12 protein-coding genes and 1 pseudogene are annotated in these 12,530 nt (G+C 55.8%); 8 read left to right on the top strand and 5 right to left on the bottom strand.

Translation table 11 applies throughout. From position 1 onward, the window contains the following. Positions 1-40 precede the first annotated feature (40 nt). Positions 41-205 (bottom strand): hypothetical protein, encoded by a 165-nt coding sequence (locus CE636_RS29390; RefSeq protein WP_032447041.1) that lies wholly within the window; start codon positions 203-205, stop codon positions 41-43. Positions 206-392: 187 nt separating this feature from the next. Here CE636_RS29390 and CE636_RS06275 point away from each other — a divergent pair, with 187 nt between their 5' ends. After that, positions 393-1,031, top strand: a complete 639-nt coding sequence (locus CE636_RS06275) for an RpiB/LacA/LacB family sugar-phosphate isomerase (protein ID WP_004203450.1) — start codon at positions 393-395, stop codon at positions 1,029-1,031. Between the two features lie 37 nt (positions 1,032-1,068). Here the strand turns inward: CE636_RS06275 and CE636_RS06270 are convergent, their stop codons facing one another. Beyond that, positions 1,069-2,490 (bottom strand): MFS transporter, encoded by a 1,422-nt coding sequence (locus CE636_RS06270; protein ID WP_017900231.1) that lies wholly within the window; start codon positions 2,488-2,490, stop codon positions 1,069-1,071. A 147-nt stretch (positions 2,491-2,637) separates the two neighbouring features. On the opposite strand from CE636_RS06270, the gene CE636_RS06265 reads away from it, so the two are divergent. Next, positions 2,638-2,889 (top strand): DUF2766 family protein, encoded by a 252-nt coding sequence (locus CE636_RS06265; protein WP_004203448.1) that lies wholly within the window; start codon positions 2,638-2,640, stop codon positions 2,887-2,889. A gap of 37 nt (positions 2,890-2,926) precedes the next feature. Here the strand turns inward: CE636_RS06265 and CE636_RS06260 are convergent, their stop codons facing one another. After that, positions 2,927-4,438 carry an MFS transporter gene (locus CE636_RS06260; protein WP_004203444.1) on the bottom strand — a complete coding sequence of 504 codons (1,512 nt, stop codon included), beginning with the start codon at positions 4,436-4,438 and terminating at the stop codon, positions 2,927-2,929. 65 nt (positions 4,439-4,503) lie between these two features. Between CE636_RS06260 and CE636_RS29630 the strand changes: the two are divergent. Next, a pseudogene (locus CE636_RS29630) lies at positions 4,504-4,581 on the top strand (succinate dehydrogenase); the annotation flags it as partial. Between the two features lie 160 nt (positions 4,582-4,741). On the opposite strand, the gene CE636_RS06250 reads toward CE636_RS29630, so the two are convergent. Continuing rightward, a complete protein-coding gene (locus CE636_RS06250; protein ID WP_017900229.1) occupies positions 4,742-5,251 on the bottom strand; it encodes a non-heme ferritin-like protein in 510 nt (169 codons plus the stop codon). An 892-nt stretch (positions 5,252-6,143) separates the two neighbouring features. On the opposite strand from CE636_RS06250, the gene CE636_RS06240 reads away from it, so the two are divergent. The 5 genes from CE636_RS06240 to otsA all read left to right on the top strand — a co-directional run bounded on the left by CE636_RS06240 (position 6,144) and on the right by otsA (position 12,043). Beyond that, positions 6,144-7,124 (top strand): arabinose ABC transporter substrate-binding protein, encoded by a 981-nt coding sequence (locus CE636_RS06240; RefSeq protein WP_025999239.1) that lies wholly within the window; start codon positions 6,144-6,146, stop codon positions 7,122-7,124. Positions 7,125-7,184: 60 nt separating this feature from the next. After that, positions 7,185-8,699, top strand: a complete 1,515-nt coding sequence (araG, locus tag CE636_RS06235; protein ID WP_004203440.1) for an L-arabinose ABC transporter ATP-binding protein AraG — start codon at positions 7,185-7,187, stop codon at positions 8,697-8,699. A gap of 14 nt (positions 8,700-8,713) precedes the next feature. Then, positions 8,714-9,694, top strand: coding sequence for an L-arabinose ABC transporter permease AraH (gene araH / locus CE636_RS06230; protein ID WP_004203438.1), 981 nt, complete (start codon positions 8,714-8,716; stop codon positions 9,692-9,694). A 161-nt stretch (positions 9,695-9,855) separates the two neighbouring features. Continuing rightward, positions 9,856-10,644 carry a trehalose-phosphatase gene (otsB, locus tag CE636_RS06225; RefSeq protein ID WP_017900227.1) on the top strand — a complete coding sequence of 263 codons (789 nt, stop codon included), beginning with the start codon at positions 9,856-9,858 and terminating at the stop codon, positions 10,642-10,644. Further along, entirely contained in the window at positions 10,619-12,043 is a 1,425-nt protein-coding gene (otsA, locus tag CE636_RS06220; RefSeq protein WP_004203435.1) for an alpha,alpha-trehalose-phosphate synthase, read from the top strand. The genes otsB and otsA overlap by 26 nt, the downstream gene beginning before the upstream one ends. Positions 12,044-12,066: 23 nt before the next feature. Here otsA and uspC read toward each other — a convergent pair whose 3' ends face one another. Continuing rightward, positions 12,067-12,495: a universal stress protein UspC gene (gene uspC / locus CE636_RS06215; protein WP_004203433.1), complete on the bottom strand. Its 429-nt coding sequence runs from the start codon at positions 12,493-12,495 to the stop codon at positions 12,067-12,069. Positions 12,496-12,530: the final 35 nt, after the last annotated feature.

Raw genomic sequence — 12,530 nt, 5'->3', positions numbered from 1 at the left:
TAAAAAATAGATGTTATCGGCTGCCACTATAATTTGTTATTTAATTATTTGCAAAAAGTAAATTTAAAAAGGATTTATTTAAAATGCTAATGGGAATAACACGCATTGGCAATTTAATAATAAATGAGAATGGTTTTAATTTATTATTAGTTTTTTGCGGAGGCGAAACGACGCCCTCTGCGGGTTGCCTGGTGGGGAGCGCCATGCGGAGTGGTCCTGATGAGGGGCGACACGGTAACCTGAGCGGCAGAGGCGGTGAAAATGTGAAGCGCTGCGTAATTTTTAAAACAACTTTTCATAAAATTTGAAAGTTTGTTTTCCAGGTAGTAGAGTGCAGTCAACGCCAATGACATTCTGCGGGCAGGCCCGCACAGCATTCAGGAGAGTAAACCATGAAGATTGCACTGATGATGGAGAACAGCCAGGCGAACAAAAACGCCATCATCCTCAAGGAGCTTAACGCGGTTGCCGACGAAAAAGGATTTCCGGTCTTTAACGTCGGTATGAGCGATGAGAACGATCATCATCTGACCTATATTCACCTCGGGATCATGGCCAGCATCCTGCTGAATTCGAAGGCGGTCGACTTCGTGGTCACCGGCTGCGGTACCGGCCAGGGAGCGCTGATGTCGCTGAACATCCATCCTGGCGTGGTCTGCGGCTACTGTATCGACCCGGCGGACGCGTTCCTGTTTGCCCAGATCAACAACGGTAACGCGCTGTCGCTGCCGTTTGCCAAAGGTTTCGGCTGGGGCGCCGAGCTGAATGTGCGCTTTATCTTTGAAAAAGCCTTTACCGGTCGTAACGGCGAAGGCTATCCGCCGGAGCGCAAAGAACCGCAGGTGCGTAATGCCGGGATCCTCAACCAGGTCAAAGCGGCGGTAGTCAAAGAAAATTATCTCGACACCCTGCGCGCCATCGATCCGGAGCTGGTGAAAACTGCGGTCTCTGGCCCTCGCTTCCAGCAGTGCTTCTTCGAAAACTGCCAGGATAAAGCGATCGAAGCGTTCGTCCGTCAGATCGTCGGGTAATCGTTATCAGGGCCAGCGCCGCTGGCCCTTCCATCATTCAGGTTTTCTTCGCCGACACGCTGCTGCCTGCCGTTTTAGCCAGATGCAGGCTGTCGATCATCCCCACCAGACAGATCACCGCGATAAACACAAATGCCAGGCGAAAGCTGATCCCCGGCACGGCGGAAAGGTGCAGCCAGTCGCCGACCTGTTCCCCCAGGCGAATGCCGATCGCCCCAAGCGTGATCCCCAGCCCCACCGCCAGCTGCGACGCGGTACTGAACAGGGTATTGGCATCGCTCATCTGCGCGGCGGGGACATCGGCAAAGGCCAGCGTGCTCACGCCCGTGAACTGAACAGAGCGAAACACCCCGCCGAGATAAAGGATCAGCATGATCGCCCAGACCGGGGTTTGCGGCGTGAGCAGCGCGCATGCCAGCAGCGAACAGACGTTCAGCGCGCCGTTGATCAACAGCAGGCGACGAAAGCCCAGCCAGCGGATCAGCGGCGTGGTGGCGGGTTTAATGGTTAAATTGCCGACAAATACCGCCAGCACCAGCAGGCCGGAGTGAAAGGGATCCATACCGAACCCCACCTGGAACAGCAGGGGGAGCAGAAAGGGCACCGCGCTGATGGAGGCCCGGAACAGCGAGCCGCCGTACATCGTCACCCGGAACGTCGGCACCTGCAGGGCGTCGAGACGAACCATAGGCGCCGCCGCCCGGCGGAAATGACGAATGGAATATAACAGACAGCCGAAGCCCAGCGCCGCGAGGGCCAGCGTGGGCCAGATCTCCGGCTGGCGAGCGCCGAGCCGTTCCATCGCGGTGACCAGGCTAACCATCGCCACCGCGGTCGTGATAAATCCTGTCATATCGAAGGCGCGCCGCTCCGTTTCGCGGATATCAGGAATGATGCGCAGCGACAGGATAATCGCCGCAACGCCCAGCGGGACATTGATAAAGAAGATCCAGTGCCAGCTGGCGTAGCGGGTAATAAAGCCTCCCAAAGGCGGGCCGATAATGGGGGCCACCAGCGCAGGCCAGGTGAGGGTGGCGATGGCTTTAATCAGCAGGTGTTTCGGCGTGGTGCGCAGTACCGCCAGACGGCCGACGGGGACCATCAGCGCGCCGCCAATTCCCTGCAGGATACGCATGGCGACAAAGGTATGCACGTCGCTGGAGAGGCCGCAAAAGATCGAGGCAAGGGTAAAAATGGCCAGAGCGAGGGTGAAGATAGCCCGGGCGCCGAAGCGATCGGCGATCCAGCCGCTGGCCGGGATCAGCACCGCGAGGGTTATCAGATAGGCGCTGATGCCGATATTAAGCTCGACGGCGGTGACGCCAAAATCTCTCGCCATGTCGGGCAGGGCGGTAGCGATCACCGTCCCGTCGAGAAACTCCATAAAAAAGGCGCCAGCCACCAGCAGCGCCGGGGCTGAAAAGGCACGTTCGTTACCGGAAGAGATCGCGGTGTTCATGTTGTCGCTGCCATCAAGAGGATCCTCGGCAAAGCGGCAGCAGAGGCGCGGCCAGCCACTCGGGTGGTGAAAAAAACCTGCCGCGGCAGGTTTTATTATCGTTATCGATTTAGGGTACTATTACGCTCCTGAAAAAAGGAGTAATTAATGTCTCAACATCTTACCGAACACGACGAGCTGGTTTCCGATGTGGTTGCCTGCCAGCTGGTTATCAAGCAGATCCTCGACGTGATTGACGTCATCGCGCCGGTGGAAGTGCGTGAAAAAATGACCAGTCAGCTGAAAGCCATCGACTTCGCCAGTCACCCGGCTTCTGCCGACCCGGTGACGCTTCGCGCGGTGCAAAAAGCGATTGCCCTGATTGAGCTGAAGTTTACCCCGCAGGAAGAAACGCATTAATAACCGGCCCCGCGGATTACCGCCGGGGCCTTTTTCTTTAATGAGAAACCACGGTCTGCACTGGCGCAGGCTCAGCGGTTTTAAACAATTTGCTGTTGCCCCAGCACTCTTCGTAGCGATGGCCAACCAGATCCTCAACGATTGCCCGCACCTCCGGCGCAATATCACTGATTTTACCGCCAGCTTTAATCCGCGCGACTTCCTGCAGAACCACCAGATGGGCTTTACGGTCCAGTTTCATCTGCTTACTGAAGACGATGGCGGCCAGGGCTAAGGCGACGACACCGACGCAGAATACCACCGCGATGGCGGTCACGGCGCTTTCCGGTTGGCTGTGCGCTTTTGACTGGAAACCGTAAAAGCTCAGGATGGCTCCCATCGAAAACACCACAATCGAGCGCAGAATTTTCCCTGAGAAGGTCATGGCGCCGGCATAGATGCCTTCCCGGCGGCGTCCGGTGTAGATTTCGTCGACATCGGCGAGGAAGGTGTAAACGGTCCAGGGAATATAGTAAACCCCGCCGGTCCCCAGGCCGAACAGCACGGTAATACCGAACATCAGCACTGTCGCCAGGCCTGACGGCAGATGGAAGAACCACAGCGAGGTATACAGCAGGACTGCGAAAATCACGATCCCCAGCGCGAGGATATAGGGTTTGCTAAAGCCCTTTTTCACACACAGACCGATAAACAGCGCGGTGGAGATCAGCTGCAGAATCGAGTTCAGGCTGTTCAGCCCGGCCACCATTGCCGGATCGTGCTGCAGAACGAATATCACGAAATAGGTGAAGATGGAGGCAAACAGCCATTCCGCGCCAAACCCGCACAGGTACATACCGAGATGTTTGCGGAACACGCGCAGATAAAAGGTGGAACGCATGTCTTTCGCCAGCGACAGCAGGGTGCTCAGCAGCCCCTTTTTCGCGCTGGTATCCACGGCTTCCGCACGCTCGCGCTCCCAGCTGCACAGCCACAGGCAGGTAATCGCGACGATCAGGATCGCGCCATAGGTCAGCCCGGTGAGGAAGAAAGGGGTGGCGGAATCTTTGCCGTACAGCAGAATGAACTGTCCGGGAATAAACGCGGCGAGGAAGTTGGCCAGCTTGCCGAAGATGGCTTTATAGCCGGTGAGCTTTGAGCGTAGCGAGAAATCATCGGTCATCTCTGTCGCCAGCGTCTCATAGGGCACCATGATGGAGGTATAGATGATCTCAAACACCACATAGGTACACAGGTAGTACCAGAAACTCAGGCCCTCTACCCATAGCAGCGGGTAGAACAGCATCAGAGGAATGCCGATCAGCAAAAAGAAGCGCCGACGGCCAAAGCGCTTGCCTAACCGCGTTTTGCCAAAATTATCCGTCAGATAGCCCATCAGCGGGTTGCTGATGGCGTCGATGATGCTGGCGACGGAGAAGATAAATGAGGCCTCGATCAGCGTCAGGCCGCAAAAGGTCGTATAAAAATAGAGTAGCCATGCTCCGCTTATCGCCAGTGCGCCACTCCCTAACAGGTTACCGCCGCCGTAGGCTAACTGATGGCGTAACAAGATCGGTCTTCCCTGCAGCCCTTCAGAGGCTGAAGCCGTGTATCTAGCCATAAAAAATAAACCTCGTGTTTTATATTTTTGAAACAGTGTTTTTATATTTCTTTATGACTCAACAAAAAGTGACCGCGCTCACTAATCCCCCCTAAGGGGTAACGGTGACGAGGGAATGGGATCGAGTTAAAACTTTTTTATTCGTTTGAGGAATAAATAGCAGGGGAGAATAGCAAGAACGGATTAATAAACAGGGCGGGGCAGCGCGAACGCGCTCCCCCTGACCGGGCGAGAAAGGCCCGGCGCGTCTGATTAGTGGGGGTTCTGTGACGCTCCGACGAGGGTCATCAGACGGCGATCGGTCTGTTCCATACCTATCCCGGCTTTGTCGGCATTGCGAATTTCCTCGAGCACGCTTTGCAGCAGCAGCCCATCCTGCTGCTGCTCTTCCGCCAGGCGGGTCAGAAAACGCCAGGTGTTGTCATCGCTCTGCGCTTTGGCTTCCTCGGCGAGACCGCTCAGCATACTGCTCCGCTGGCGGTAATCGACCAGGGTTTGGGTAAAGAGATCTTCCAGCGAGGTACATTCGGGATTACAGGCGCGGTCGGGATTGACTATCGGCCAGTTGCCGGCTTTTTTCAGATAGTCAAATACGCGCATGGTGAGGGTGATGCTGCATTGCGCGCGGTTGCGCAGAAATGTCGCGGCGCCGTCGAAGCGATGCCGGGCACACCACTCGCTTAAGTTCAGGTAAACGTTAGAGGCGTGGAACTCAAGGTTCATCTGGGTGTTTAGCTTTTGTGCCATTCCTGGAACTGCCATAAAAATATCCTTATTAACCGGGAAGGGGTTACTGGTGCGCGTCAGCGGTTCCTGGAGCAAACAACAGGATAAAAGAGTGACGCGCTGCACTGTTGCAGAATAATAAAACTCTACACATTCCGTATGAGTCGGGTAATTTTTCCACTTGCCGACAATTTAAGAATACTCGCTGAGTGCGATTAAGAAAACTCTCAAGATGGATAATTTACGTTTTGTTACACCATTATTCCTGCATGACGACATGCAGTGGGATTGCGGCCCAGGCTGGGGAATGAGTGCGGTGTGTCAGGTATAAGTTATAGATATTTGACTACGAGATTCATCGTATAACTCAAAGCTATAAGTTATTTCAGAGGGCAATGTTTCGTTGTGATGATAATTATTTTTATTTTTTGTTGCAGGCTTTCCTATGCAGCGGGAATATCTTTTATCAATTCGGAATAAATTACGCAAAAGATCCGTTTTATCGCGATATAAAACGGCCGACGCTGGACTGGCGGCGCGCGTCTGTTGCACAACAGCGCCGGCGGGCAGTCGACCGCCGCTGCGACCCCCTTAGCCGCTGGTTATAACAGTGCCGTAACCCTCTGTTAAACACCCACTGACATCACAAGGATAAGCCTGCTGGTGGTATAGATGATCCTGCTATTCACTGGTTAAATTGTATGACAATTATGTCTTTTTTTATGTCTTTTTTTGCTAAATCTATGTACGCAATTACTGTAATTCCGCGATGTGATAATGCTCTCGTATGGAGAAATAATTTCCGGGTATTACTACTCTAACAACGGCAGTAGGGGATGCGATTTTTCTAATGCCTTGTTTTGATGCTGATAAAAAAGTTAATTCCGATTTTTCCCTACATGAAAGCGAATTAAAGCTGGAGTTTACCATGCACAAATTTACTAAAGCGCTGACGGCCATTGGTCTCGCAGCGGTTATGTCACAATCAGCTATGGCGGAAAACCTTAAATTGGGTTTTCTGGTGAAACAGCCGGAAGAGCCATGGTTCCAGACCGAGTGGAAATTTGCTGATAAAGCAGGAAAAGATTTAGGCTTTGATGTCATTAAAATAGCGGTACCGGATGGTGAGAAAACCCTCAACGCCATCGATAGCCTGGCGGCCAGCGGCGCGAAGGGCTTTGTCATCTGTACCCCCGATCCTAAACTCGGCTCGGCGATAGTCGCTAAAGCACGCGGCTATGACATGAAGGTGATTACCGTCGATGACCAGTTCGTCAACGCCAAAGGTAAACCGATGGAGAGCGTGCCGCTGGTGATGATGGCGGCCAGCGAAATTGGCGCCCGCCAGGGACAGGAGCTGTATAAAGAAATGCAGAAACGCGGCTGGGATGTCAAAGACACTGCGGTGATGGCCATCACCGCCGATGAGCTGGACACCGCCCGTCGTCGCACCACCGGCTCCATCGATGCCCTGAAGGCGGCCGGCTTCCCGGAAGCGCAAATCTACCGCGTTCCGACAAAATCTAACGATATCCCGGGGGCGTTTGACGCCGGTAACTCAATGCTGGTCCAGCACCCGCAGGTGAAACACTGGCTGATCGTTGGGATGAACGATAACACTGTGCTTGGCGGCGTGCGTGCCACAGAAGGGCAGGGCTTTAAAGCGCCGGATGTGATTGGTATTGGCATCAACGGCGTGGATGCTGTCAACGAACTGTCGAAGGCGCAGCCGACCGGCTTCTATGGCTCCCTGCTGCCAAGCCCGGACATCCATGGCTATAAAACCAGTGAAATGCTCTACAACTGGGTCACCAAGGGCGTTGAGCCGCCGAAGTTCACTGCGGTGACCGATGTGGTGCTGATTACCCGCGATAACTTCAAAGAAGAGCTGGCGAAAAAAGGGCTGTAACAGCCCGGTTGAACTGGCCCCCGCCGCGGCGGGGGCTGAGTGCAGAAGAGCGGAGTCGTTATGCAACAGTCTACCCCTTATCTCTCATTTCGCGGCATCACCATGACGTTCCCTGGCGTAAAGGCCTTGTCCGATATCAGTTTTGACTGCTACCCAGGACAGATCCACGCGCTGATGGGCGAAAATGGCGCAGGCAAATCGACGCTGTTGAAAATTCTCAGCGGTAACTACATCCCCACCGCTGGCCACCTGCAGATCGGCGGCCAGCAGATGGCGTTCACTAATACGATGGCGGCGCTCAACGCCGGCGTGGCGATTATCTATCAGGAGCTGCATCTGATCCCGGAGATGACCGTCGCGGAAAATATCTATCTTGGCCAGCTGCCGCACAAAGGCGGCATCGTCAACCGCTCGCTGCTCAACTATGAGGCCCGTCTGCAGCTGGAGCATCTGGGGCTGGATATCGACCCGGAGACGCCGCTGAAGTATCTCTCCATTGGCCAGTGGCAGATGGTGGAGATTGCCAAAGCGCTGGCGCGTAACGCCAAGATTATCGCCTTCGATGAACCGACCAGCTCGCTCTCCGCCCGGGAGATCGACAACCTGTTTCGCGTTATCCGCGAGCTACGGGAGGAGGGGCGGGTCATCATCTATGTCTCACACCGGATGGAAGAAATTTTTGCCCTCAGCGATGCCATCACCGTCTTTAAGGATGGTCGCTACGTCTGCACCTTTGACGATATGTCGAGCGTCAGCCACGACGCGCTGGTCCAGGCGATGGTCGGGCGCAATCTGGGTGATATTTACGGCTGGAAACCTCGTCCCTATGGCGAAGAGCGGCTGCGTCTGGAGGAGGTCAAAGCCCCGGGCGTGCGCACGCCGGTCAGCCTCTCGGTGCGCAGTGGCGAAATCGTCGGCCTGTTCGGGCTGGTGGGCGCCGGGCGCAGCGAACTGATGAAAGGTCTGTTCGGCGGGACGCGGATCACCGGCGGTCAGGTGTATATCGATGGCCAGCCCGTCGACATCCGCAAACCGGCCCAGGCCATCCAGGCCGGGATGATGCTGTGTCCGGAAGATCGTAAAGCGGAGGGGATTATTCCGGTTCACTCCGTGCGCGACAATATCAATATCAGCGCCCGGCGCAAGCATATCCACGCCGGCTGCCTGATCAACAACGCCTGGGAGGCGGACAACGCCGATCAGCATATCCAGTCGCTGAACATTAAAACGCCGGGCCCGGAACAGCTTATCATGAACCTGTCTGGCGGCAACCAGCAGAAAGCGATCCTTGGCCGCTGGCTGTCGGAAGAGATGAAGGTGATCCTGCTCGATGAGCCCACCCGCGGCATCGATGTCGGCGCCAAACATGAAATTTACAACGTGATATATGGCCTCGCCGCCGCCGGTGTCGCCGTGGTATTTGCCTCCAGCGACCTGCCGGAAGTGCTGGGCGTCGCCGACCGCATCGTGGTGATGCGTGAAGGGCAAGTCGCCGGCGAACTGCTGCATGAAGAAGCCAATGAACAGCAGGCGTTAAGCCTTGCGATGCCAAAAGTGAGTCAGGCTGTCGCCTGAGTAAGGAGTAAATGATGTCATCAGTGACTACGTCCGGCGCTACCCGCTCTGCCTTTAGCTTCGCCCGTATCTGGGATCAGTTTGGCATGCTGGTGGTGTTTGCGGTGCTGTTTATCGGCTGCGTAATTTTTGTGCCTAACTTTGCCTCATTCGTCAATATGAAGGGGCTGGGGCTGGCGATCTCGATGTCCGGGATGGTGGCCTGCGGCATGCTCTTCTGCCTGGCCTCCGGCGATTTCGACCTGTCGGTGGCGTCGGTTATCGCCTGTGCCGGGGTCACTACCGCGGTGGTGATTAACCTGAGCGAAAGCCTGTGGCTGGGGATTGCCGCCGGTCTGCTGCTGGGGGCAGTCAGTGGCCTGGTCAACGGCTTTGTCATTGCCCGTCTGAAGATAAACGCCCTGATCACCACGCTGGCCACTATGCAGATTGTCCGCGGCCTGGCCTACATTATCTCCGACGGTAAAGCGGTGGGGATCGAAGATGAGCGCTTCTTCACCCTCGGTTACGCCAACTGGTTTGGTCTGCCGGCGCCGATCTGGCTGACGGTCGCCTGCCTGGTGGTTTTCGGATTATTACTAAACAAAACCACCTTTGGCCGTAATACGCTGGCTATAGGCGGCAATGAAGAGGCGGCGCGTCTGGCCGGCGTTCCGGTGGTGCGCACCAAGATTATTATCTTTGTGCTCTCCGGTCTGGTGTCGGCCGCGGCGGGGATTATCCTGGCGTCGCGAATGACCAGCGGCCAGCCGATGACTTCGATTGGCTATGAGCTGATTGTTATTTCGGCCTGTGTGCTGGGCGGGGTGTCGCTGAAGGGCGGGATCGGCAAGATCTCCTACGTGGTGGCCGGGATCCTGATCCTCGGGACCGTGGAAAATGCGATGAACCTGCTTAACATCTCGCCATTCTCGCAATACGTCGTGCGCGGGGTCATCCTGCTGGCGGCGGTGATCTTTGACCGTTACAAACAAAAAGCCAAACGTGCGGCTTGATTTCAGGCATAACTTTTAAGTCTACAGAGTAATTGCCGCCAGCGCCCGTTTCGCTGGCGGTATCTATCAAAAATGGCGAGGTTGGTCACACTGTCTATACTTACATGGCTAACATATAATTAACAACCAGCTTCGGCTGGCCATGATAAGGAGGAAACAGGGTGGATAACCAGATATCTGTACCGCCTGCGCTAACCGGAAACTACGCTTTTTTCTTTGACCTCGACGGTACTCTTGCCGATATCCAGCCGCACCCCGATCAGGTGGTGATACCCGACATCACGCTGCAGGCGCTCAACGCGCTGGCCCGGCAGCAGGGCGGGGCGGTGGCATTGATTTCAGGGCGCTCAATGGCTGAACTTGACGCGCTGACCCATCCCTGGCGGCTACCGCTGGCCGGCGTTCACGGGGCCGAGCGCCGTGATATCAATGGCAAAACCTATATTGTCTCTCTGCCGTCGGCCCTGCGCGATGAAATCGCGGCTGAGCTGACCTCGGCGCTGCAGGCGCTCCCCGGGTGTGAGCTGGAGAGTAAAGAGATGGCCTTCGCGCTGCACTACCGTCAGGCCCCGCAGCAGCAGAGCGCGGTGCTGGAGCTGGCGCAGCGCATAGTTCAGCGCTACCCGCTGCTGGCGCTGCAGCTTGGCAAATGCGTGGTGGAGATTAAACCCCGCGGTGTCAACAAAGGGGAGGCGATCACTGCCTTCATGCAGGAAGCGCCGTTTGCCGGTCGCGAACCGGTTTTTGTTGGCGATGATTTGACCGACGAGGCGGGATTCAGCGTGGTGAATCAACTGCAGGGAATGTCGATAAAAGTTGGCGCCGGGGAAACTCAGGCGCACTGGCGGTTGGCGGATGCCGCCGCCGTAAGGACGTGGTTGCAACATCTGGCGTATGACGCGCAAACCGAAAGGAGGGATGACCATGAGTCGTTTAGTCGTAGTCTCTAACCGTATCGCCTTACCGGACGATAAAAAATCGAGCGCTGGCGGTCTGGCCGTCGGCATCCTGGGGGCACTGAAAGCGGCAGGGGGTCTGTGGTTTGGCTGGAGCGGCGAAATTGGCGATGACCAGCAGCCGCTGAAGCAGGTCTCCCGAGGAAATATTTCATGGGCATCGTTCAACCTTAACGAACGTGACCATGATGAATACTACAACCAGTTCTCTAACGCCGTGCTGTGGCCGGCCTTCCACTATCGTCTTGATCTGGTCAGCTTCCAGCGCGAAGCCTGGGAGGGATATCAGCGAGTTAACGCCATGCTGGCGGACAAGCTTCTACCGCTGATCGAGCCAGATGATACGTTGTGGATCCATGATTACCATCTGCTGCCCTTCGCCAGCGAACTGCGCAAGCGCGGGGTCAACAACCGCATCGGCTTCTTCTTGCATATTCCTTTCCCGACGCCGGAGATTTTTAACGCGCTACCGCCGCACGCTGAGCTGCTGGAGCAACTGTGCGACTACGATCTGTTGGGCTTCCAGACTGAAAGCGACAGAACCGCCTTTCTCGACAGCATAGCCATGCAGACCCGACTCTCCGACCTCGGAGACAAACGCTATCAGGCGTGGGGTAAAGCGTTTAGCACCGAGGTTTATCCGATAGGGATCGATCCGGACGAGATTACGCGCAATGCCAAAGGTCCGCTGCCGCCGAAGCTGGTCCAGCTGAAAAACGAGCTCAAAAACGTGAAGAATATCTTCTCGGTGGAGCGCCTTGACTACTCGAAAGGGTTGCCGGAGCGGTTCCTCGCCTATGAGACGCTGCTCGAAAAGTATCCTCAGCATCACGGTAAGATCCGTTATACCCAGATCGCGCCGACGTCCCGCGGCGATGTGCAGGCCTATCAGGATATCCGCCACCAGCTGGAAACCGCAGCCGGACGCATCAATGGCCAGTTCGGCCAGCTTGGCTGGACTCCGCTTTACTATCTGAACCAGCATTTTGATCGTAAGCTGCTGATGAAGGTCTTCCGCTACTCTGACGTTGGGCTGGTGACGCCGCTGCGCGATGGCATGAACCTGGTGGCGAAGGAATACGTGGCGGCGCAAGATCCGGATAACCCTGGCGTACTGGTCCTGTCGCAGTTTGCCGGCGCGGCGCAGGAGCTGAACAGCGCCCTGATCGTCAATCCCTACGATCGCGACGAGGTTGCCGCCGCGCTGGATCGCGCCCTAAGCATGCCGCTGGCGGAACGTATTGCCCGTCATTCCGCGATGCTGGATGTGATCAGAGAAAATGATATTCATAACTGGCAGGCGCGCTTTGTCGACGATCTGCAGCATATTTCGCCGCGCAGCGAGGAGAGCCGCCTGCGGGGGAAGATAGCCACGTTCCCTAAACTGGCCTAGTTCAGGAAAAGGGCTAACCGGCGTTAGCCCTTTTCAAGGGAAACCAGCAGGACATCGACGCCGCAGCTGCCGACGATATTTTTCGCCGAGCAGGTGGCGCGCGAAAAAAGGGAATGATTATGATTGCCGCAGATCACCAGATCGACCTGGTGTGACCGGCAGAAGTCCTTAATATGATGGCCCAGTTCGCCGCAGGCGATGGTCATTTTTTCTATCGGGTAGTCCGCGTGACGCGCCAGCTCGTTGAGAAAATCACGCGTCTCTTCCTGCATCACCTCGCGCAGGTTTTCCATCATCGGCGCGGCGAACTGGTTATACAGCTCCGGATCCGTGGCGAGGGTGATAAAGCTCACTTTCGCGTTCACGGGGCGGGCAATTGACACCGCTTTTTTAATTAATACCTGACTCTCCGGCGTTGGCGCGACGGCAACCAGCAGATGTGAATAAGGCATCTGGCCTCCTTGAGATACGCGGAATAACCCTTTCT

The organism is Klebsiella sp. LY (assembly GCF_004010915.1).
Lineage (GTDB): Bacteria > Pseudomonadota > Gammaproteobacteria > Enterobacterales > Enterobacteriaceae > Klebsiella > Klebsiella quasipneumoniae.
This window is presented reverse-complemented; position numbering and strand designations above follow the sequence as displayed.